The 20257-nt window shown below is 55.4% G+C and carries 22 protein-coding genes and 1 tRNA gene; 3 read left to right on the top strand and 20 right to left on the bottom strand.

The features are described 5' to 3' along the window. Nucleotides 1-26: 26 nt before the first annotated feature. The 4 genes from rpsB to ACR0CZ_RS10995 form a co-directional block, all read right to left on the bottom strand. Nucleotides 27-827, bottom strand: a complete 801-nt coding sequence (rpsB, locus tag ACR0CZ_RS11010; protein ID WP_170393078.1) for a 30S ribosomal protein S2 — start codon at nt 825-827, stop codon at nt 27-29. 168 nt (nt 828-995) lie between these two features. Then, nucleotides 996-1850 (bottom strand): lyso-ornithine lipid O-acyltransferase, encoded by an 855-nt coding sequence (gene olsA / locus ACR0CZ_RS11005; protein WP_480536972.1) that lies wholly within the window; start codon nt 1848-1850, stop codon nt 996-998. Continuing rightward, the gene (gene olsB / locus ACR0CZ_RS11000; protein ID WP_170393079.1) at nt 1837-2592 is read right to left on the bottom strand and encodes an L-ornithine N(alpha)-acyltransferase; all 756 of its coding nucleotides are present in this window, start codon (nt 2590-2592) and stop codon (nt 1837-1839) included. Before olsB ends, olsA begins: the two co-directional genes overlap by 14 nt. A 105-nt stretch (nt 2593-2697) precedes the next feature. Next, complete coding sequence (locus ACR0CZ_RS10995) at nt 2698-2880, bottom strand: DUF3553 domain-containing protein (protein WP_170393080.1); 183 nt, start codon at nt 2878-2880, stop codon at nt 2698-2700. A gap of 43 nt (nt 2881-2923) precedes the next feature. Between ACR0CZ_RS10995 and ACR0CZ_RS10990 the strand changes: the two genes are divergently transcribed. Then, the gene (locus ACR0CZ_RS10990) at nt 2924-3520 is read left to right on the top strand and encodes a histidine phosphotransferase family protein (RefSeq protein ID WP_170393081.1); all 597 of its coding nucleotides are present in this window, start codon (nt 2924-2926) and stop codon (nt 3518-3520) included. On the opposite strand, the gene ACR0CZ_RS10985 is transcribed toward ACR0CZ_RS10990, so the two are convergent. From ACR0CZ_RS10985 to ACR0CZ_RS10945, 9 genes are all read right to left on the bottom strand, one after another. Beyond that, nucleotides 3517-4779, bottom strand: coding sequence for a glutamate-5-semialdehyde dehydrogenase (locus ACR0CZ_RS10985; protein WP_170393082.1), 1263 nt, complete (start codon nt 4777-4779; stop codon nt 3517-3519). The two genes, ACR0CZ_RS10990 and ACR0CZ_RS10985, sit on opposite strands and share 4 nt — an antisense overlap. Before the next feature lie 39 nt (nt 4780-4818). Continuing rightward, nucleotides 4819-5925 (bottom strand): glutamate 5-kinase, encoded by a 1107-nt coding sequence (gene proB, locus ACR0CZ_RS10980; protein ID WP_170393083.1) that lies wholly within the window; start codon nt 5923-5925, stop codon nt 4819-4821. Next, complete coding sequence (obgE, locus tag ACR0CZ_RS10975; RefSeq protein ID WP_170393084.1) at nt 5913-6947, bottom strand: GTPase ObgE; 1035 nt, start codon at nt 6945-6947, stop codon at nt 5913-5915. The genes proB and obgE overlap by 13 nt, the downstream gene beginning before the upstream one ends. 37 nt (nt 6948-6984) lie before the next feature. Continuing rightward, nucleotides 6985-7521, bottom strand: coding sequence for a GNAT family N-acetyltransferase (locus tag ACR0CZ_RS10970; RefSeq protein WP_170393085.1), 537 nt, complete (start codon nt 7519-7521; stop codon nt 6985-6987). Continuing rightward, a complete protein-coding gene (locus ACR0CZ_RS10965) occupies nt 7518-8126 on the bottom strand; it encodes a LysE family translocator (protein ID WP_170393086.1) in 609 nt (202 codons plus the stop codon). The genes ACR0CZ_RS10970 and ACR0CZ_RS10965 overlap by 4 nt, the downstream gene beginning before the upstream one ends. A 95-nt stretch (nt 8127-8221) precedes the next feature. After that, nucleotides 8222-8491 (bottom strand): 50S ribosomal protein L27, encoded by a 270-nt coding sequence (gene rpmA, locus ACR0CZ_RS10960; RefSeq protein ID WP_010440093.1) that lies wholly within the window; start codon nt 8489-8491, stop codon nt 8222-8224. Between the two features lie 11 nt (nt 8492-8502). Further along, nucleotides 8503-9120 carry a 50S ribosomal protein L21 gene (locus ACR0CZ_RS10955; RefSeq protein ID WP_170421606.1) on the bottom strand — a complete coding sequence of 206 codons (618 nt, stop codon included), beginning with the start codon at nt 9118-9120 and terminating at the stop codon, nt 8503-8505. 233 nt (nt 9121-9353) lie between these two features. Beyond that, complete coding sequence (locus tag ACR0CZ_RS10950; protein WP_480503242.1) at nt 9354-10133, bottom strand: DUF2059 domain-containing protein; 780 nt, start codon at nt 10131-10133, stop codon at nt 9354-9356. Nucleotides 10134-10159: 26 nt separating this feature from the next. Beyond that, a complete protein-coding gene (locus ACR0CZ_RS10945; RefSeq protein WP_170393089.1) occupies nt 10160-11002 on the bottom strand; it encodes a DUF2059 domain-containing protein in 843 nt (280 codons plus the stop codon). A 123-nt stretch (nt 11003-11125) separates the two neighbouring features. On the opposite strand from ACR0CZ_RS10945, the gene ACR0CZ_RS10940 reads away from it, so the two are divergent. Continuing rightward, nucleotides 11126-11215: transfer RNA gene (locus tag ACR0CZ_RS10940), tRNA-Ser, on the top strand. A gap of 256 nt (nt 11216-11471) precedes the next feature. On the opposite strand, the gene ACR0CZ_RS10935 is transcribed toward ACR0CZ_RS10940, so the two are convergent. The 7 genes from ACR0CZ_RS10935 to ACR0CZ_RS10905 form a co-directional block, all read right to left on the bottom strand. Continuing rightward, nucleotides 11472-12551 (bottom strand): tyrosine-type recombinase/integrase, encoded by a 1080-nt coding sequence (locus ACR0CZ_RS10935; protein WP_170465361.1) that lies wholly within the window; start codon nt 12549-12551, stop codon nt 11472-11474. A gap of 687 nt (nt 12552-13238) precedes the next feature. After that, nucleotides 13239-13652: a hypothetical protein gene (locus ACR0CZ_RS10930; RefSeq protein ID WP_170393091.1), complete on the bottom strand. Its 414-nt coding sequence runs from the start codon at nt 13650-13652 to the stop codon at nt 13239-13241. 10 nt (nt 13653-13662) lie between these two features. Then, the gene (locus ACR0CZ_RS10925) at nt 13663-14049 is read right to left on the bottom strand and encodes a hypothetical protein (RefSeq protein ID WP_170393092.1); all 387 of its coding nucleotides are present in this window, start codon (nt 14047-14049) and stop codon (nt 13663-13665) included. Nucleotides 14050-14434: 385 nt separating this feature from the next. Then, complete coding sequence (locus ACR0CZ_RS10920; protein WP_480536942.1) at nt 14435-15865, bottom strand: hypothetical protein; 1431 nt, start codon at nt 15863-15865, stop codon at nt 14435-14437. 188 nt (nt 15866-16053) lie between these two features. Beyond that, nucleotides 16054-17823: a hypothetical protein gene (locus ACR0CZ_RS10915; RefSeq protein WP_480536943.1), complete on the bottom strand. Its 1770-nt coding sequence runs from the start codon at nt 17821-17823 to the stop codon at nt 16054-16056. A gap of 225 nt (nt 17824-18048) precedes the next feature. Further along, complete coding sequence (locus ACR0CZ_RS10910) at nt 18049-18456, bottom strand: helix-turn-helix domain-containing protein (RefSeq protein WP_170393095.1); 408 nt, start codon at nt 18454-18456, stop codon at nt 18049-18051. A gap of 276 nt (nt 18457-18732) precedes the next feature. Next, nucleotides 18733-19329 carry a hypothetical protein gene (locus tag ACR0CZ_RS10905; protein ID WP_480536944.1) on the bottom strand — a complete coding sequence of 199 codons (597 nt, stop codon included), beginning with the start codon at nt 19327-19329 and terminating at the stop codon, nt 18733-18735. Between the two features lie 380 nt (nt 19330-19709). Here ACR0CZ_RS10905 and ACR0CZ_RS10900 point away from each other — a divergent pair, with 380 nt between their 5' ends. After that, nucleotides 19710-20099 (top strand): hypothetical protein, encoded by a 390-nt coding sequence (locus ACR0CZ_RS10900; protein WP_170393097.1) that lies wholly within the window; start codon nt 19710-19712, stop codon nt 20097-20099. Nucleotides 20100-20257: the final 158 nt, after the last annotated feature.

Genomic DNA, 20257 nt, shown 5'->3' with positions numbered 1-20257 from the left:
CATATGTCATTTACGTGACGGGCAGCTTACGCTTCGGCTTTGGCTTCCGGCGCGGCTTCTTCAGCGGGTGCTTCTTCGGCTACGACTTCTTCAACCGGAGCTTCTTCGAATGCACCCAGGTCAACGCCAGCAGCACCCATCTGAGCGGTCATGCCGTCCAGAGCGGCACGTGCGGCCAGATCGCAATACAGAGCGATTGCGCGCGCTGCGTCGTCGTTGCCGGGGATGATGTAGTCAACACCATCGGGCGAGCAGTTGGTGTCGACAACAGCCACAACCGGGATACCCAGCTTGTTGGCTTCGGCGATGGCCAGTGCTTCTTTCTTGACGTCGATGACGAACAGCAGATCCGGAACGCCACCCATCTCGCGGATACCGCCCAGTGAAGCCTGCAGCTTGGCCTGGTCACGTTCCATGCCCAGACGCTCTTTCTTGGTCAGGCCTTCGGCACCCGATTCCATGGCTTCGTCGATCTGGTTCAGACGGTTGATCGACTGGGAAACGGTTTTCCAGTTGGTCAGCGTGCCGCCCAGCCAGCGGTGGTTCATGTAGTACTGAGCCGACTTTTCAGCGGCATCTGCGATCGGCTGAGCTGCCTGACGCTTGGTGCCTACGAACAGAACGCGGCCACCTTTTGCGACGGTGTCACGAACAGCCTGCAGAGCCTGATCCAGCATCGGAACGGTCTGAGTCAGGTCCATGATGTGGATGCCATTGCGCGAGCCGTAGATGAACGGGCCCATGCGGGGATTCCAACGCTGTGTCTGGTGACCAAAGTGAACGCCAGCTTCCAGCAGCTGACGCATGGTGAACTCGGGAAGAGCCATGCTTTACTTTCCTTTTCCGGTTTACGCCTCGGCGGGGGTGAAAGAAGCGGATGCTCCAACCGGCGGGCCAGATAAGGATGTCTCCCTCAAAAAGCCCAAACCCCGCCTGCGGGTTTGAATGGCGCGCGTATACGGCAGGTTTAGCATCAGTGCAAGGGCCAAATGCCCCTATTTTTCAAGCCGCGCCAGTGAATGCGCTTGACGTACCGCGTCTTCGCAATGGGCTGCCAGAGCTTTGCGGTTTTCAAAGTCGCTGACCTTGGCTGGCGCGTGGTAGATCAATTCCACGGTGCCTTGTCGACGTGCCCCCAAAGTCTTAAGCAAATGCGGTCCGAAATCCATGTCGCCCCACCAGCCATAAAACCTATCGGGCTGACCTTGGGGAGCGTGAAAGATGACCGAAACCGGTTGAACATACATGAATTCCCGCAGCTCTTCAGTGAAGAACGCGGCAAAGAGTGTTGTTTTAAAGGGTAAAATTCGCTGTCCGTCGGTCGAAGTGCCTTCTGGAAAGAACAACAGCTTGTGCCCGGCTTTCAGACGTTCCTCGAAAATCCGGGTCTGCTCGCGGGCTTTCTTGCGATCACGTTCGATAAAGACCGTACCCGTCGCGCGTGCCAGCCAGCCGATGCCGGGCCATTTTGCAACTTCGGCTTTCGATACGAAATACACGCGCTTACGGGCATTCAGCGCAAAGATATCCAGCCACGACGTATGGTTTGCAACCACAGCGCCGCGTTCCTGCATGAGCGCGCCAGAGGTGCGAAATCTGATTCCGAGAATTCGAAATGCATTGCGACAAACGAACTGAGAAATGAACGGTGTCACCGGCCGTTGAACGCCATAAAGCGGTCGTTCGATGAGACGTATGGCCAATAAGACGAACAGCCCCCCAAAAACCAAAAGGGCCAGCGGCAAACCGCGAAGTATCACCAGGACCCAACCTATGAAACCAAGCTCAATTGGATCAGGCGCGTCTTCACTCTGCCACGATGGGTCGCTCACAGGGTTATGCTCCACCATAAATACGCCGCTGACGCTCATTCATGCGGGCTGTGTCAAGGATCAGACACACATCGGTTGTGTTGAAGGCATGATCGATAAATGCTCCCTCGCCCACGAATCCACCGAGGCGAAGGTAGGCCTTGATGAGAGACGGCACTTGAACCATCGCCGCGCGCCGATCCAGCGCGTCGGGTGCCAAAAGGTCCATTGATTCAAACACATCTGGCTGGGCCCGAACCCGCAAATCCAGCGGGGCAAGATGGTTGTGATGCAGCATCGACAGCGGCTGCGCCAATTTGCTCACGTCGGTTCCGTGGAAACTCGCGACCCCGAACAAGATCTCAATATCACGCTCAGTGACGTATTCAGCCAGACCATTCCACAGATGATACATCGCCGTGCCACCACGATAATCCGGATGCACGCACGAGCGTCCAAGCTCCAACAGCTTGCGCCCGCTTTGTTTCAGGACGGTGAGATCGTATTCATCCTCGGAGTAGAATTGCCCCAGTTCGGCAGCTCGCTCACCAGGAAGCAGTCGATAGACGCCGATCACCTCTCCAGATGAATCGTCGATGGCGAGCATATGATCGAAGTATGGATCGAACCGATCCTTCTCGAGCCCCGCCTCATGATCCACCATCTCGCCGCAACCGCCCAATTCCTGAACAAACACGTCATAGCGCAGACGTTGGGCCGCCCGCAGTTCAACCTCGGTATTGGCCAATTTGACAGTGAATGAGGGGCCTTCGTCTGGCATCAAGAAAACTCCATCGATCGCGGTTGCGCGCTGATAACGCGATTGCTCGGCCAAAGGCAACAAGCCCGCGTTTTGCCCGAGTTGTTAACCTTTCCTAAACCAGTTTCACGGATCAAAGACCGGCATCAGGGCTATGCGTGTCCCGTCGATCACCACTTTCCCCTGCTCGCGAAAGTTAACGGTGATCTTGCCTCCGATATTGGACTGCACCTGTCCAACGCCCCAATCGGGGAAATCGGGGTGGCGGACAAACATGCCCGGTGCAAGAATGGCATTCAGATCTGTCATATCGGGCCTCCGGGTCCAATGGCAGGTGCAGCAGGAGGTACGCATGGGCGCGTCAGACGTCAACCTGGCCGAATTGATCGGTTCTCGGATCTGTCATGATCTGATCAGCCCCATTGGGGCAATTACCAACGGGCTTGAGCTGTTGGAGATGGTTGGCGCAGTCCAAGGCCCTGAAATGGAGCTGATTTCAGGCAGCGTTGGCAGTGCAGGCGCCCGCATCCGGTTTTTCCGTGTTGCCTTTGGATCAGCAAGCGATCAGCCATTGGGTCGCACCGAAGTGGTCGAGCTTCTTAAAGATGTGGAAAAGGCCGGGCGTCTGAGGATCAGTTGGAACCTGACCGAACCTGTCCCGCGCAATCAGGTTAAACTCGCGTTTCTGGCTGTGATGTGCTGTGAAAATGCGATGCCCTTCGGCGGCGAAGTGGAAATCGAAACTCAGGGCGACGCATGGACGGTGACTGGCGTTGCTGACAAGCTGAACCTCAATACGGGTCTGTGGAAAGGGATTGGCTCGGGGCGATTTACCGAAAAACTAAGCCCGGCGCAGGTTCAATTTGCCCTGCTGCCGGACACAGCCTCGACGATGGGGCGCAGGATCACGGCTGAAACGACCGCAACCCGGGTGACACTGCGGTTTTAGTGCCGAGTGGTCCCGTTTCCGCGCACCAGATACTTAAAACTGGTCAACTGAGCGGCACCGACAGGACCGCGCGCGTGCATCTTGCCGGTGGCGATACCAATCTCAGCGCCCATGCCAAACTCACCGCCATCCGCGAATTGGGTCGAGGCGTTATGCATCAGGATAGCGCTGTCGAGCCGTTCGAAGAAGTGCTCGGCGGCCGCGGAATCCTCGGTCATGATGCAATCGGTGTGGCTTGAGCCAAACTGCCGGATATGCGCAATCGCGGCGTCGATATCTGCTACGGTCCGTGCAGCGATGATGCTATCTAGGTACTCTTTGCCCCAGTCATCATCCGACGCAGGAATGGTGTTCTCATTGGCCAAAACGCCTTCGGCATGCACTTCAACACCCGCAGCTTGAAGAGCAGCGATCAGATCACGGCCCAGTGTTTCTGCAACGTCTTGATGGATCAGCAAGCATTCTGCCGCGCCACAGATACCGGTGCGCCGGGTTTTGGCGTTCAACACAACATCCAGCGTCTTCTGGGGATCGGCGGCTTTATCAACATAAATATGAACGATGCCTTCGAGATGCGCAAAGACGGGCACGCGCGCCTCGCGTTGCACAAGACCCACCAATCCTTTGCCACCTCGGGGAACGATGACGTCGACATAATCAGTCATGGTCAAAAGCTCTTGCACCGCAGCCCGGTCGCGAGTCGGCACCAGTTGAATGGCGTCTTCGGGCAAGTCTGCAGCTGCTAGCCCCTCAACCAGACAGGCGTGGATCGCGGTTGACGAATGAAAGCTCTCAGACCCGCCTCGCAAGATCACGGCGTTCCCGGATTTCAGGCACAATGCACCCGCATCCGCCGTCACGTTGGGACGGCTTTCATAAATCACGCCGATTACACCCAAAGGCGTGCGCACACGCTGAATGTTGAGGCCCGAGGCCATGTCCCATTCGGCCAACACCTCACCCACAGGATCAGTCTGATCGGCAACGGTGCGAAGCCCGTCAACCATGCCCTGAACGCGTGCTTCATCCAGCATCAGGCGGTCCATCATCGCAGGGCTCAAACCCTTTTCTCGCCCGAACTCCAAATCCTTCTTGTTCGCTTCGATAATGCCGGCACGTTTGTGCCAAACGGCGTCTGCGGCTGCGATCAGCGCGGCGTGCTTGCGTTCGGCGGTGGCAAAGGCAAGCTCTTGCGAGGCTGCTTTGGCGCGCGCACCAAGGTCGGCCATCATTGCGGGAATGTTGTCGAAATCCTTCATCTCATGCGCCTTTCGGTCTCAGTTTATCAAATCACGCCCTTACAGCGCCAGATCGTCCCGGTGGATCAGGGCCGCGCGGCCTGGATAGCCTAGCGTCGCCTCGATTTCAGACGATTTACGTCCTTTGATCGCATCCGCCTCTTGCGCGGTATAGCGACTTAGCCCCTGTGCCAGCCTCCGCGCCTGCGCATCCAGAACAGCGACGGGATCGCCGCGACCGAAATCACCCGTGACCTCGACAATGCCAGCGGGCAACAGGCTTTTGCCATTGGAAAGCGCCCTTGCCGCGCCGTCATCGATCACGATCTCTCCGCGCGGTTTCATCGCCGAAATCCAGCGTTTCCGGGCTGCATGCGGATCGAGCGTGGCCGTGAACCAAGTGCAGCTCGCTCCATTTTCAAGCGTTTTCAGCGGGTTCAGGGGTGATCCTTCAGTTATCGCCATATCGCAGCCAGCTGCGGTTGCCATCTTGGCAGCCAACAGCTTGGTCTTCATGCCGCCCTTTGACAGCCCCGATCCCGCGTCACCTGCCATGGCCTCGATCTCGGGCGTGATCTGTTTGATCACGTCATATCGGGTGGCTGTCGTGTCCTCGTTGGGATTGCCCGAATAGAACCCGTCGACATCTGAAAGCAGGATCAACTGATCCGCGCCGATGGTCACGGCGATTTGCGCTGCCAGCCGGTCATTGTCGCCATACCGGATCTCATCCGTGGCGACTGTATCGTTTTCGTTGACAATCGGAACAACACCCAGGCTCAGCAGCGTTTCCAGCGTTGCACGGGAATTCAGATAACGCCGCCGATCCGCGCTGTCTTCCAACGTGACCAGCACCTGAGCGGTTTTGATCTCATGCGGCGTCAACGCTTCTTCATACGCACGGGCAAGCCGGATTTGTCCAACCGCCGCAGCGGCCTGTGACTGTTCCAGCGGCAGATTCTGCATCGGCAGGCCAAGTACACCTCGACCCAACGCGATTGACCCGGACGAGACCAGAACAACATCTGTCCCCTGCCCTTTCAGCCAAGCCACGTCCTGCGCCAGCGATTTCAGCCAATCCGACCTGAGCAATCCCGTATCCCGGTCGACCAACAAGGCCGATCCGATCTTGACCACCAGGCGGCGGGCATGGGTCAGGGTTGCCAAGGCGTGGCCTCCTCGGCGGGTTTCTGGCGCAGGCGGTTTTCATCGATCTGAGCCCGCAAGGACCGCAGCACCTCGGTCACGCCCAAATGCGCAACGCCTGACATGGTCATGACCGGGCCGCGAACGGCTTCTTCCAGTTCGGCCTTGATCAGTTCGCGTTCCTCATCGTCCAGAGCGTCGATCTTGTTCAATACGGTGATACGCGGCTTATCCGCCAGCTCTCCGCCATAGGCCTCAAGCTCGGTGATGATTGTGCGATAGTCTTCGACCACAGTTTCCGAGGTGCCGTCGACCAGATGCAACAGTACCGCGCAGCGTTCTACGTGGCCAAGAAACCGGTCACCGATTCCACGCCCCTCGTGCGCGCCTTCGATCAGACCTGGAATGTCGGCAACGACGAACTCCACGTTATCGACACCGACAACGCCCAGATTGGGGTGCAGCGTAGTAAAGGGATAGTCGGCGATTTTGGGCCGTGCATTGGATGTGGCAGCCAAGAAAGTTGATTTCCCGGCGTTGGGCATGCCCAAAAGACCCACATCCGCAATCAGCTTCAGCCGCAGCCAGATGGTGCGGTCGATCCCCGCCTGCCCCGGATTGGCGCGGCGCGGGGCCTGATTGGTCGCGGATTTGAAATGCAGGTTGCCAAAGCCGCCGTTGCCGCCTTTTGCCAGCAAAAACCGCTGTCCAACCTCGGTCAGGTCACAAATCACGGTCTCTTCGTCTTCGTCCAGAATCTCGGTTCCGACGGGAACGCGCAGGATGATGTCGTCACCATCCTTACCCGTACGCTGCTGACCGCGACCGGGTTGGCCGTTCTTGGCGAAGAAATGCTGTTGATAGCGAAAGTCGATCAGGGTGTTTAGCCCGTCCACAACCTCGGCCCAAACAGACCCACCCTTACCGCCGTCCCCACCATCGGGTCCGCCGTATTCGATGTACTTTTCACGTCTAAAGCTGACGCAGCCGCCACCTCCGGCCCCGGACCGGATGTAGACCTTTGCAAGATCGAGAAATTTCATAGCTGTCCCCTACTGCAAAGGCCCCATCGGCCACAAGTCAGAGTTTCTTTGTATAGGTCCAGGTGGGCACATTCGCATCGCGCGCCACCGAATAGGTTTCCGCATCGCCAAGATACTGGAATCCGCAATGGGTCAGAACCCGTGCTGAGGCCGGATTGTCCTGGAACACGCTGGCGAACATGGTCGCGTTTTCCAGCGGATTGGCGTTGACCAGCGTTTCAACGGCCAGCGATGCAATGCCGGTGTTCCAATACACCGGGGCGACCCAATAGCCGACCTCGGACTGGTTGCGATCCAGCCGAGTCAATGAAATCAGTCCGATCAGCTCCGGGCCACCATCCTTTGTGGCATCCATTGCCCAGACATCCTCGTCCCGGTCTTCGGCCATCGCGCGCATCACAAACGCCTCAATCGAGCCGGGTGGCAATGGATGCGGGATCGATGTCGTCATGCGCGCCACACGCTCATCGCCTGCATAGTGCTCAATGAGACCCAAATCCGACCGACGCAGAGGGCGAAGGTCGAACCGCTCGGTTTCAATGACCGGCTGATTTATTATTGCCTCAATTTTCATGAGTGCGTTCCTCCTCCGAACAACACAAAAAGTACGGACGCAACTGTCAAACTGGCTAACGTCCACATCAGATATTTTTCCGCAGGCCGACCTTCAACCGCATGGGCGATCCGATCTCCTGCAAATGTCCAGATCGGGTGCAATACGATCTGGCAGATTAACAAACAGAGAGCGATCGTGAGGGTCGCCTCAAAACTGGGTGTTCCTGTTGCCACAAACCCGGTGAAACCTGCGATAATCATTGCCCAAGCCTTAGGGTTAAGCGGATGCACTATTAACCCCGCCAGAAAACCGGGCACTTGCTTATCCGATTGACCTCGGGAAAGCCGCAGATTGGCAATTTTCCACGCGAGCCAGCAAATATATGCAGCAGAAGCATATTTGAGTGCCTCGAACACCAACGGCGCCTGATCGGCAACTTGCATCAGGCCAAAACCAACCGGCCAGATGATCAGCTGTTTGCCCAGAATGACCCCGCCCACAAAGGGTAGAGCCGACCGAAAGCCATAACGCGCACCTGTTCCCAGCAGGACCATATTGGCCGGTCCCGGCGTGCCGACCTGCGAAGCGGCAAAAATCAGGAAACTGGTGGTTGCGACTGTCATCGGTTCTGGTGATCACGACTGCGTTAAAACGAAAAAGGGACCGGCACTTTGTGCCGGTCCCCCATGAATTTTTCTTAAACCTTCTGGGTTTCGGCTTACTCTGCGGCCTCCGCCACTGGCAGGACCGAAATAAAGGTGCGGTTTTTAAGTCCCTTATGGAACTTCACGGCGCCATCGACAGTTGCAAAGATGGTATGGTCTTTGCCCATGCCTACGCCTTCGCCCGGCCAGAACTTGGTGCCGCGCTGACGTACGATGATGTTGCCTGCGATGGCGGCCTGGCCACCATACAGTTTCACGCCAAGGCGACGACCAGCTGAGTCGCGACCGTTACGGGAGGAACCGCCAGCTTTCTTATGTGCCATTCTCTCTCTCCTTAGCCCTGAGCCAGCTCTTTGGCTTGCTCAACCCATTCGGGTTTCACTTTGATGGTGTCGATAGCAGCAATCTGCTCGTCCGACAAGGCGGCCAGAGCGGCAAAGCTTTCGATACCGGCTTCAACCAGCTTTTTGGCAGCGGCAGGGCCGACACCATTAAGAGCAGTCAGATCGTCAGCGGCAGCAGCTGCGGCGGGTGCCTCTGCTTTGGCTTCAGCTTTCTTGGCAGGCTTTTTTGCCACCGGAGCAGCTTCGCCAGCCGGTGCCGAACCGGTTGCAGCTTTGATGCCCGACTTGTCAGCGCCCGACGACAGGATGTCGGTGATTTTGACCAGAGTCAGTTTCTGACGGTGACCAACGGTACGCTTCGAGCTGTGCTTACGACGGCGCTTGACGAACTTGATGACCTTGTCACCTTTGATCTGTTCGATCACTTCGGCCTGTACGCCTGCGCCTTCAACGAAAGGTGCACCAACAACCGGTGCGTCGCCGCCCAGCATCAGAACATCGTTGAATTGAACTTTTTCACCTGCGTCGGCAGCCAGCTTTTCAACACGGAGCACATCGCCCGCCTGAACCTTGTACTGCTTGCCGCCAGTCTTGAGGACCGCAAACATGCGTCTTTCCTTTGTCTAACCGCGTTCTGTGGTCCCCGACTGGGAGTTTCCGGCTTTCGCCACCTCGAACAGCGCGCCCTTTTCGGGCTGTGTGAATGACCTTTGGCACATGCCATCAGGTCAAAGAATAACGATACCCGGCGCGGAAAGCCGGCCGGGATGCGCGCTTATCGAAGCATTCATGAAGAAAGTCAACCAAAAATCCGCAGCTTTGAGATCCGAAAATCTGCGGCTCAGAGATCCGACGCTTTCATGGCTTGCGCAACGGATTGCCCAAGCTGGTAAGAGATGCCGTTTAGCATCTCATCAAAACCCATGAACAAGGCGGAATTCAAGGCCCGACCCGCATCGGTGCGGGAAAAGGCGATGTTCTCTCGCATCTGAGACTCGTTCAACGGCTGATAGGCCAATAAAAGGAACGAGTACATCCATTCAGTTGTCTCCGCCCTGGTGTTCTCATGCTGAGATAGCAGTTCCTGCAACACGGATGCATCGTCGAACAGGGCACTTTGCCCGGAGGCAAGTCCTTGGTAAAAACTATAATCGGCGCTGATGGTGCCTTGCACATTTTTCTCGATCAGGTCGTTGACCTGCACATATTCATCTACAAGACGAAAAAACATGCCCTCGCGATCAGCCTGTTCGTAAGCGCTGCGCGCCATCTCTTCGATCGCGTCATCTGCAATGGCCCGGCGCGCCGAGTTTTCCAGAGAAACGATGCTTTGCCCCAGTTCGCTTTCAAAAAAGATCGAAGCTTGTTCTAGCTGCACATCGGACATCATCTCGCCAACCGACAGCGAAAGTTGTTGGTGCATCGTGCTCGGATCGTACAAATCCTCAACTTGCGCCAAAAAATAGGCTCCTCCTGAGCTGCCCAGCATCGACTCGTTGATTGCATGCCCTTGCGCCACGCCTTCTTCACTAAGAATTTTCATAAAATCCAAAATATGCATCGCCTGCATCAGTCTTTCAGCACGCTCGCTTGCGGCCAGAGGCAGCGCCCAGATCGTCAAACAGAGTGCCGTAGCTAAAACTCGCATCAGATATCCTGCGCCGGGTGCAATTCGGCCATGCGGGCGGCTAATACTTCAAACCGCATCGCCATGATTTCATATTGGATCGCATTCAACAGCTCATAGACCTCCTGCATCAGAGGCTGTTCCAGAGCGTCAACATAGGCGTCGACATCCTCATCCGAGAAATCCTGGTAGGTGTAAGCCGCCCCTGCCAAAGCTGACAGTTGCAGAGATCGACGCAACTCACCTTCATTGCGTTGGATCATCGCGCGCAGTTCATCTCCGCTCAGTTGCATGTCGATAATGCCAGACGCACTTGCCGCCAGTAAAAACCGCACCTGAATCTCTTGCAGCGCGCGCAGCGAGGTTCCGCTGGCGTCCACCGCACGGTTCATGCGCTTCAGGCTTTCAACACGAGATGAGCCTTCTTTTATCAACTTCGAGACGATTTCTTGCCCGGCCAGTTGTTTAGCATCATCATCGTCATCCATATGAGCGGCGTTTTCAGCAACGACCAGTCTTTGCCCCAACTCCGAGGCGTAAAACGAGACCGCGTGGACCAGCGCCTCTTCGCTAAGCGTCTGTTCAAGGATCGAGACGGCCGTTTCGTGCATCAAAGCGGTATCAAACACCTCTTCGGTCAGACGCGCCCAATCCGATCCGAAGCCGTCAGGGTCGATACCCAGCATCTGCGGGGCCGAAGCAGAGGCCTGCGCTATGCTTTCCAAGGCAACGTCAAACCCTGTCGTGGTTAGAAACGCCTCAATCTGATCCTGACTGGCGGCCTGAGATGGCGAGGCCATGACACCAAGCGAGAATATTGGAAGGATGAGGCTGATTGCGAACTGGCGTATAAAGTAAGTCATACATATCAGCCTAGGTGTTTTCTTACCTCTGGCAACGGAAAATCCCACTATCGTCAAAATCCGGTATTTTCTGCTTGCACCCCTGCCCGTTCACCACTAAATCCCCCCCTCACAGACCCCCGCGGAGAGGTGCCGGAGTGGTCGAACGGGGCGGTCTCGAAAACCGTTGTGGGTGCAAGCCCACCCAGGGTTCGAATCCCTGTCTCTCCGCCACTATATCCCTGATAAGTAAGAATAGTTATCGCCAACGAGGCGACTCATCAGGTGCCCATGCCAGCCCTCACAATCCCGAAACTTGACATACTATGTCACATTTCGAGCTCCGGTTGCGCCGGCTATGTCATCGGTCCAATCCAATTTTCACGGCAAATGCGTCGTTCAGACAACCATTGCTGATCGAAGATCGACAAAAGGAAACGGGCCCCGCAGATCTGCGAGGCCCGTCTTCAGGTCATGAGCCAGCGAAGATTTACCGGAAGCCGTTGTCCCCATCGGAACTCGCGGCATCTTGCTCTTCCTGGGTCAGATACCGGAAGTAATAGCGCTCGGTCGTCCTCACCGACACATGGCCGATATAGCGGCTGACCCGGTAGATGCTCCAGCCCTCCTGCAGACGTTCGATCGCGAACTTGTGCCGGATATCGTGCAGGCGTGAGCCAAATCCAGTTTCTTGCCCGTATTCCCAGAACAGGTTCGACGCATCCTTGTAGTAGCCGTGATCGCTCCGGTTCCAAAATAAGTATGGAGACGAATTGGAGCGCGGAATGCGAAGGAGGATGTCGATCGCCGCTTGTCGCAATAATACGACCCGGATCTTGCCCCCCTTGGTTTTCCGATAGGTGACCTTAACGTTGCCTTCAGTCGGCCGCTCCAATCCCTTTATGTCGAACCACTTGAGCATCGCCGTTTCGGTGACCCGCCCCCCGGTTTCGTTTAGGAACTCCGGAAAGAACGCCAGTGTTCCCGGTGCTCTGGCCCCCAATTTCCTGATTGCGTCATCGGTTGGAATTTCAATGTCTGGCAAATTCTCTTTCATTCCCTGTCGTTCATAGGACACGACTGGGTTCTCACTAACCCAACCTTGGTTTTTCATCTCAGCCATCAGGTGCCGGAACGCGGTCAGATCGCGGTTGATCGTAGACACAGTGACACCTTTGTCTTTCCTTCGCTCGACGAACTCGGATACCACGGCCGTTGTAATTTCCGTTGCAAAGAGATCGCGAATATCACGGTCCTCATCTTCACAAAGCTCATCGAGGATGTTGAGTATTTGGCGCAGGCTTGTCTTGTAACGCTTGACGGTCTCGTCCGACCAAGCGGTGTCTCCCTGCCCCATTCCGTCGTAGAACTTGACGTAACCGACCTGAAACAACCAATCGTCTTCGCCCTTATCGGCTTTCGCCCGCAATTCCTTTATGCGGTCTTTCGCCTTCTTTTCCGCGACGCGCTTCGAAGTTGTTCGAAGCGACTCTCTGTGGCGGACTCCGTCAATCGTGACACGGAGATGCCAGTTTTTGCTTCCCGATTGCTTGTAGATGTTGCTCGACATTTTTTGTTTCCCTCATTGAGCCAGATGTGAATTGCGTGTTGGTCAAAAAGCCAGAGACCTTCACGTTTTGTGGCGCCAGGGATTTCCTGCTTGCTTGCGAGGTCAGTGATCTTCCTTTGGGAGAATCCGCTGAGGCGCGCGACGACTGCTGCCTTGATGGGAGGAGGTCGGTTGGCCAGCCCATCAATCAGCTCAAGGTTTTCGAATGAAGCAGGGTTTCGGACTGCTCGTTTAGCCATTGTTTTCATGTCCCATTATTGTCTTTCGGGGCCCTATCCTGTGCCGTTGGTGGAAACTGAGAGGTTGAAGCGGCAGAGCTTGTGGCCAAGATGACCAACCTGGCGGAGCCGCTTCGATCACCTCGCGAACGCCCAATTACGATTCAGGCATCCCTGCCCCGAATTTTCTGGTGTTCTCTGGTGCACGAGTTTTCATTTTCTCCTCACAACTTCGTTTGGGTGTAAGGAGCAGTTAGGCGCGGCTACTCAAAGCTTGGAGATTGGTTTGAATCCCTATTTTGAGACCGAAACTGAAACGACTGGGTCAATTCCATCTCAAGAAGATGGATTCGCGATGCCCGGGATCGTCGGTAAATTTCTGATTCAGCAGCCTGTGTGGAGCAATGGAGGTCGATTGCCTGTTAGGATTTGCGAGCGGCGCAGTTGCACGTCGCCGCTCCGCATCTTGTCAGGACGATGCACCAATCAGCAATTGCGCCTTCACCCGCGCCCTCAGGCGATTTCGGAGAAACTGAAACTGACTCCATGCCAGAATCCGGCGACGCAGGTGCTCCAGTTCGCTGTCGATCAGAACATCTTCTTCAGTGTCCATCTCGAGCACCTTGTTTCCGTACCCCGCGCACCGCGCATTTGCAGCGGAGACGAGATCTTTGCCGATCATTGCGATACACGCATCGTCCCGCTCATCGAGAACGTCGCCGCGTTCCAGCCGCTCCAGCATATACGAAAAGCTGCGCCGCATCAGCCCGCGCGGAATTGGTCCATGCCGCGCGCAGTCGTCTGCAAAAGCGGCCGCTTGCGAGATCACGCAAGCACCCAGTTCCTCGAGCGTTTGTTCCCGGCGAATGTATGTGTAGCTCATCACGATCTCCTCACGCCGCCGCTTCACTCTCAGCCACTAAATCAGCCACTAAAGACGTGTGCGTTGGTTCATCAATTCTGGCGATCAAAGCTTCCAGCTGGTCAGTCAGCCCGCAGATGACCAGCACCGCCGGATCTTCCGGTGAAATCTCGGCGAAATGCCCGCTCTCGTCGCGGTCCAAATCACCGACGTGCTCCAGAGTGAGCAGTTCGTGCAGCCACTCCAAACCGCGGCGATGCCAGATTGTGTAGGCATTGTCAGTTGCGACCGACGCGCGCAGTCGCTGTAGTCGCATCAGTGCTGCGGATCCACCCAGCAGCAACACTGCATGTTGAAGATCGAGATCAGCAGATTCGAGGAAAACGCCGACCTGGGTCAGGATTTGGTTTTTATTCATGGGGAATTACCCTGTGTTTACGCCGCCCCCATCGGACGACAAGCGCGCAGGCGGGGGCGTTCTCCTTTCACCCTGCACGTAGTTTCTGTTGATCTGAGCTCTGAGCTTTCTCTCATCTTGCTGCTCACAAAGACGTAGCAAGATGAGAGGAAGTCAGGGCCGGGATACTTCACCCGCTATTAGGCACGCGACCGATCGAAGTGAGGAGTCGCCGAGGGCCATTGAATAGATCTTGCCGCCTATGCCGCACTTGTTATCTATCTGGGGCGCGGTGAATTATATCGCGATCACGTTTGTATTGTCTGGGTCTTGCATTCTCGATCCAGCAGCAGAAGCGCGTTTTCAAAAAAAGGCGCCGAAGGCTTTTTTGTTCAGCGTGATTTTTCTATGCAGCAATTTCCGCGAGGATATCTTGCGCTTCCAATCGCCGGTAGCGATCTGCGTTCAGCTCATAAAAGTGTCGGCTTGTCTCGTGGGCGTGACCGCAGAGCGCTTGCGCGACGCGTAGATCCAGATCGGGGTCCTCCACCACGGCATCATATGTGAGACTACGCGCGATATGTGGCCCGTGGCCGGTCAGTCGCCGCATGTTCTCCCATAACCAATTGTCACCGAAAGGTTTCCAACCGCGAGCAGGATTGCCGAACAGTGCCGTTCCGACCCGCGCCTCATAGACGGCCCAAAGATGCATTTCGCCGACTCCCATTAGTAGCGTCGCATCCAGATAGGGGATCAGACATTCTGCAAGTCGACCGTTGATGAAAGTTCCAGTCTTGGATGTCTCGATCTCCACGCGCCAACCTTCACTATCTCTAAGGAATTCCCTACCGATCCGCCCGGTCCGCAGGTCGAGAGAGCGCAATGGCAGTTTCGTCAACAAAGCCATAGCGCCAGCAAGCGCGTAGTCACGCCGACGGGTACGGATATGATCCTGGTGAGGAGCCTGTTGAAGTTGCGCATGGGCAATTTCTGCGAGGTCAACGAGATTCAGTGGGTTCTGTGCCAAAGCCACCTCCTTCCGACGCAGATCAGACGAGGACTCCAGTTTCAATGCATTGTGCGTTTCCATAAACGCCTCGCGAATTTCGCTGGGATAGTTGGCGTGTTTTGCAAAGCCTGCGAGTGCGTCGCAGTAATTTGCTTTGCTTCGCGTTTTGATGTCGCTGTCGAATACGTCTTCGGCGAAGGCTTTCGCCGTCTCCATCGAAAGCTCCACTGGCATTTGCCTGTTATTGGTGACCCGTACCAAGCGTCGCAGAGCGCAGGAAAACAATTCGATCCGGGCACTGGACAGACCGTTGGGCCTAACGGACTGTGCGGCGATCCGAACCATTTCCGTATGGAAAGGTTCCGGAAGGTCGTGAAACGAGGGCTTCTTATGCGGAGGCGATTTTGGGCGGGTAACCGTTCGACGTATGCGTTGACATTGCTGTAGGAAGTTTGTGTCCGGGTTCTCCGGATCAATTTCCGACATCAATTCAGCCAGAAGCCCGAGGTTACGCGCGTCTGCTTTGAAGCTTTGCATTGTGGCATCATCAAGTCGAGGCACCGACTGACGCCAGCGCATCCAGCGATCGGCAAGACGGATCAGCGAAGGCTCGCAGACCTCCTGCAAATCCGATTGGATCGCGAGAAATCGCGACCAATGCGGTGCACGAAAGACGAGTTCGAGAGGGCGGCGGTCAAATGCGCTGCTCTCGATCGCCCACTCCATGCCCTCGCCGGTTTCAAAAGCGTATTTCCGAAGCAGCCCTGCCTGACTACTCAGGCTGTTTTCTTGCCATCCGTCCGCCCTCAGGCGATTAAAAAAAGCCACTCCGGTCTCCCGCGATAGCCTTTCCGCATAACCATGATGTCGCGCGGTCTCAATGAGTCCGCGAAAGGCTGAGGAAAGAGAATGCCTGCTCGGGTGAAGACTTTTTGCATAATAGGCCCGTCCAGTATCAACGTCGGCGAGATACCGACGCATAGGTCGCGGCAATTCCTGTTCCGTGATCAGGTACTTCATCTGTTTTTCCCTTTTGCGAGTGCGTTGTTGACGGCATCCAACCCATCTTGGCCGCGTTCAATCGCGGCAGTTTGGTCAAAGAATGCGTAAGTCTTCGAAACCGTGGCCGGAGAGTTGTTGAGAAGTGCGGCAATGACGCTCAGATCGGCGCCGGGCTGATTGATCAGGATCGAGGCGATGGCGTGGCGCACCTGATGCAGCTTCATGTATAAATCGACCGAAGCGGTGGCGTAGCGCCAGGCATCGGCTGCGTTGCTGTAACGGGCTCCCCCAAACAGTAGCTGTGGGTCCGGGTTGTGAAGCCGCTTCATGAAGTGCGGGCGCGCTTCGGTAAGCCACCATTCCAGGATTCGACGAGGATCGACCTTGCCGCGTTTCTTGATAAACGCTGTCAAAGGTTTCTTGTTTTTCATCATTTCCTTTGGAATGGCGAAGCTGACAGTTCGCGAACCAATCGGGAAGGAAACATTGGCCTTCTCGCCAGTGACTGACAGATTGACCAGTGTATCAACCCGAAGCGGCATAAAGGTCAAAACAGCGGCCATGGCAGCGGCAAGTGAAAGTCTCACAGCTCGCGCCTGATCACCCATCGAAAGATCTTTATAGTTTTGGATGAGCGGCACAGCCTGGATATGAAATTCACCTGCGAGCGCCAGAAACTTTTCGACGCGCCGAGGTGACGCGACAAGGCGCCGACAGAATGCCTGGTTTGCCTCCGTCATTGTGTCCCAGTTTTGGAAGTACTCGGTCTCGAAAAACTCCTTTTGAACTTTTGAGAATTCAGGGTGGAACTCACGGGCGAAGCGAAATGCCGCCCCCATGTTTTTCTTGAGCGTTCTGGCCCCGAGCGGCTTCCAGTAGTATTCGCCGCCCACTTCCGCATCGAAGACGGCAAACAGATTGTCTACCGTGGTCAATTCCGCGATGGTTTGGCCGCCGTCCAAATCCAATCGACCGAGTTCAAAGAGGCAGGTGAAGTACCAGTTCAGATCATCCCCGGCAGATTTGACAGTCTGCGGAGAAAGCGGGGCGCGACGGCGGCCTGCCAGGAGCCCATCATAGGGTCGACCGAGGCGCATCGTCGCCTGGTATTGTCTAATAGCCGAGATGACTTCGGCCGGTAAATCTGGTGTCACGCGGTGGCGTGTGGCCTTGGGGATCTCACCGATAACAGATGGCAAAAGCGAGGATTCGACAGTCTCCGGGAACTCATGCAGGCGATCCAGCAGACGCGCAGCTTTACGAATTGCGTTCTTACGGCCCTGATCGTGACAGTCTTTCATCCAGAGGTGCAACATATCAACATTCAGCTGCGCCGGCTGTACGCCCTTGCTTCTTGCCAGGCTTGTCAGAACTGTCAGGGCAATAAGTTCTGGTGTTTGGATGTTATTGCCTTTTCTACGCGGTTGGATCAGAGCGGTCGCGGCTTTCTGGAGCTGTGACCAGTCGTCCTCCAGCCCGCGCAGACGCTTTTCCTCGGCGCGCAATCCTGACGCGTGCGCCATCAGGCTCTTTACGTTGCCGTGCCACGTTTCGAACTGCTTGAAAGTGTCGAAGCCTTCGGGCGCATCCTTGTTGGCGATGTGACTTGACCATCGCTTGACGAAGGCATTGACATCGATCGGGATCATCGCCAGCGGACAATTATACGCTGGCAGTTTCCTACATTTGTTTGCAGATCCCCGGATCTTCTTCGCGTTTGCTTGCGAATATGGGTAGTCTCCGGCGTCGAGTTTTTCGACAGCTTGCTCGAGGGTCATTTGCATTCTTGCCTCCATCATTGGTGTTGTTTCTTTGGCGTTAGTGACGCGGTTAATCTTGTAAATCCGGGTGATCTTCAGAGATGCGTTTTGAGGTTCTTTTTTCGAATTTCGGCACTTTGGATGCGAAATGAGGAAAAGGACTCCAAAACGTATTGAGGTGAGGTTTTGTGGGCGTATTCCTCACTTTTTCCAGATCGGGCAAAGGTGCGAATTGCGGTGTTTTCGACCTCACACAGCATCAAAAAGACCCTCAATCTGGTGTTTCCGGAACCGGATAGAGCCGCCGAGGCGGAGGCTTGGAATGATGTTGTCGCGGGTATAGTTTCGGACAGTTGCCGGAACGCAGCCGAGTTCCTCGGCAAGGTCTTTGGCAGTCAGCAGTGGCTCAATCAGCGCCGGATGTTGATCTTGATCCAGCATCTCGGCATGAGGCACGCCTTCGACCCGCCAGACATCCGTGATGGCATAGCGCGGGCGCTTCCACGGCCCGGGCGCAGGACGGATGCTGTATTCGCGCAGCACCCGGCGCACCGTGTCCGGATGCAATTGCCAGCGGTTCGATAACTGGGCTTGTGACAAGCTTGGCAAGCCGGTCAGCGCTGCGGAGTGGGTTCTGAGTGTGGATAGTCGCTTCATGAAGAGCAGATGGGTCCACAACGCCGATCCGGAAAAAAATAGCCGAAACGTTTTCTTCAATCCCACTTCGAAGGCCGCCGACTAACAGCTGGGACCTTTCGGAATCTTTATTAACTCGTCGCGAGCGTAGACCGTGTGAAAACTGTTTTTGGGCCACTTTGTTCTTGCATGCCGCACGCGAATGCGGACATCGGTGACGCCCGGACGTTCACCGTTTTGACAGATTACGACAGCGTATTCATGGGATTTGAGAGTGCTCCACTTTCTCAGGAGCCGCTACAGTTTCGGTTTGAACGCTCTCATGTCAGGTATGGGAGCGTCGCGAAAACCGTCCCAGCCACGATTGTGAAGAACCGCGCCAAAGAGCGAGAATTCCGGGCGCTGCATTTTTTCGTGCAGCGTCAACAGGGTGACGAAGCCGGGCTCCAAATCGGTGTTCATATTGGCGATGTCTTTGGTGTGCATGAGTGCATAGGGTCTTCGCTCGGTCATCAGGGCGGCCGCGTAAATCGAAAACTGCCAGAAAAGGACTGTTGGTGTGCCCGCCTCGACTTCCAACTCGTCGAAGAGATCGGTCTTCGTTCGAAGGTCCTGGATCGCATTGTCGAGGAAACGGGCACTTTTGGACTTCGGTGCGAAACCCAATACCCGAAATGTATTGAGCGTGTGGTAATGCAGACAAAGGTGCTCGTGTGGGTACTCATACCTGATCGGCTCCTCGTCGAGCACGACGGTCGGCCATTCATCCTCTTCAAGATGCTGCAGATATATCAGCGCAATCAGCAGCTTTTTGGCACTTGGTCCCAAAGGCAATAGCTTGATGTATTCTGCCATCGGATGAGAAATCATGAAGCGGCCATTGTCATTTGGCATGTCGTTCTCCGTGTTTCGTACGTCGAACAGGTCGTACCGAAACGATCAGTCCAAAGGCGGTTTGATAGGTGTGTGAAAACGCCGGATCGAAGGTGCGTGAGACCCGGATCGTGATCGTGGCCACCCGGAGGATCGCTTCATCACCCCGGATCGACGCGACGAAATTTTCTATAAAATACTGATTATAAACATATTTTATGACCTCGAAGTCATGGAAGTGCCTGAAATCAGGAAATCAACAAATGGCCTGCGGCTCATTTGGATTTGTTTTTTTCGGGACTGACAATCGTCGAGCAAAAAATATCCAAAGAATTACTTCTCGCTTCCGGTTCTGATCCCACTTCCTGTTTACGAGGCAAACCGCAATCAAAGAGAAACCTATGACTTTAAAAGAGTATCTGTCGAAATCTATGGTTAATACCATTGCCAACGGAGCATTGCTCCTGGATCAAGATGGCCGGACCATTCGGTTCACACTATCAATGACTGAGTGTTCCGTTTTGGGAGTGCTTTTTTTCCGCGGCGATTGGAGCGATGACTTCGGCCGCCCTGGTCTGATACCTGTGATTGAAAAAGTGAGCTTCGATGGAGTTGAAAACTTCTCGGTCGAAAACTTCAAATTGCCGCCGGAGTTCATGCAAACCGCTTATGACGTTCTGCAACAACGTTTGGCACCCGAGAAACTTTATGTGCCTGAGGAGGCAGGAGGCTGGATGTTAACATCCTTCAATTCGAAGCCATTGGGCGGACTTGATGGAGCATTCGCTTAGCCCGCGGTTCTCCACTTCCGCCCTTTCAAGCTTGGCACTATAGAAAGTGCAACTTGCCGAGGACACGATCGGCAAGTTGCTTTGTTTATTTGGATGTGACCGGCCCCAAAATTTTCACCCGCCTGTTAAGCTCGACGCGCGATGCAATTGGCCTGAGG

The organism is Ruegeria sp. H9 (genome assembly GCF_056532915.1).
This window is presented reverse-complemented; position numbering and strand designations above follow the sequence as displayed.

What these genes read in the sequence shown, in the direction of transcription:
- rpsB (WP_170393078.1), bottom strand. Translation starts at nt 827, where the DNA reads ATGGCTCTTCCCGAGTTCACCATGCGTCAGCTGCTGGAAGCTGGCGTT.
- olsA (WP_480536972.1), bottom strand. Translation starts at nt 1,850, where the DNA reads ATGGTGGAGCATAACCCTGTGAGCGACCCATCGTGGCAGAGTGAAGAC.
- olsB (WP_170393079.1), bottom strand. Translation starts at nt 2,592, where the DNA reads ATGCCAGACGAAGGCCCCTCATTCACTGTCAAATTGGCCAATACCGAG.
- ACR0CZ_RS10995 (WP_170393080.1), bottom strand. Translation starts at nt 2,880, where the DNA reads ATGACAGATCTGAATGCCATTCTTGCACCGGGCATGTTTGTCCGCCAC.
- ACR0CZ_RS10990 (WP_170393081.1), top strand. Translation starts at nt 2,924, where the DNA reads ATGGGCGCGTCAGACGTCAACCTGGCCGAATTGATCGGTTCTCGGATC.
- ACR0CZ_RS10985 (WP_170393082.1), bottom strand. Translation starts at nt 4,779, where the DNA reads ATGAAGGATTTCGACAACATTCCCGCAATGATGGCCGACCTTGGTGCG.
- obgE (WP_170393084.1), bottom strand. Translation starts at nt 6,947, where the DNA reads ATGAAATTTCTCGATCTTGCAAAGGTCTACATCCGGTCCGGGGCCGGA.
- ACR0CZ_RS10970 (WP_170393085.1), bottom strand. Translation starts at nt 7,521, where the DNA reads ATGAAAATTGAGGCAATAATAAATCAGCCGGTCATTGAAACCGAGCGG.
- ACR0CZ_RS10965 (WP_170393086.1), bottom strand. Translation starts at nt 8,126, where the DNA reads ATGACAGTCGCAACCACCAGTTTCCTGATTTTTGCCGCTTCGCAGGTC.
- rpmA (WP_010440093.1), bottom strand. Translation starts at nt 8,491, where the DNA reads ATGGCACATAAGAAAGCTGGCGGTTCCTCCCGTAACGGTCGCGACTCA.
- ACR0CZ_RS10955 (WP_170421606.1), bottom strand. Translation starts at nt 9,120, where the DNA reads ATGTTTGCGGTCCTCAAGACTGGCGGCAAGCAGTACAAGGTTCAGGCG.
- ACR0CZ_RS10945 (WP_170393089.1), bottom strand. Translation starts at nt 11,002, where the DNA reads ATGACTTACTTTATACGCCAGTTCGCAATCAGCCTCATCCTTCCAATA.
- ACR0CZ_RS10935 (WP_170465361.1), bottom strand. Translation starts at nt 12,551, where the DNA reads ATGTCGAGCAACATCTACAAGCAATCGGGAAGCAAAAACTGGCATCTC.
- ACR0CZ_RS10930 (WP_170393091.1), bottom strand. Translation starts at nt 13,652, where the DNA reads ATGAGCTACACATACATTCGCCGGGAACAAACGCTCGAGGAACTGGGT.
- ACR0CZ_RS10925 (WP_170393092.1), bottom strand. Translation starts at nt 14,049, where the DNA reads ATGAATAAAAACCAAATCCTGACCCAGGTCGGCGTTTTCCTCGAATCT.
- ACR0CZ_RS10915 (WP_480536943.1), bottom strand. Translation starts at nt 17,823, where the DNA reads ATGCAAATGACCCTCGAGCAAGCTGTCGAAAAACTCGACGCCGGAGAC.
- ACR0CZ_RS10910 (WP_170393095.1), bottom strand. Translation starts at nt 18,456, where the DNA reads ATGAAGCGACTATCCACACTCAGAACCCACTCCGCAGCGCTGACCGGC.
- ACR0CZ_RS10905 (WP_480536944.1), bottom strand. Translation starts at nt 19,329, where the DNA reads ATGCCAAATGACAATGGCCGCTTCATGATTTCTCATCCGATGGCAGAA.
- ACR0CZ_RS10900 (WP_170393097.1), top strand. Translation starts at nt 19,710, where the DNA reads ATGACTTTAAAAGAGTATCTGTCGAAATCTATGGTTAATACCATTGCC.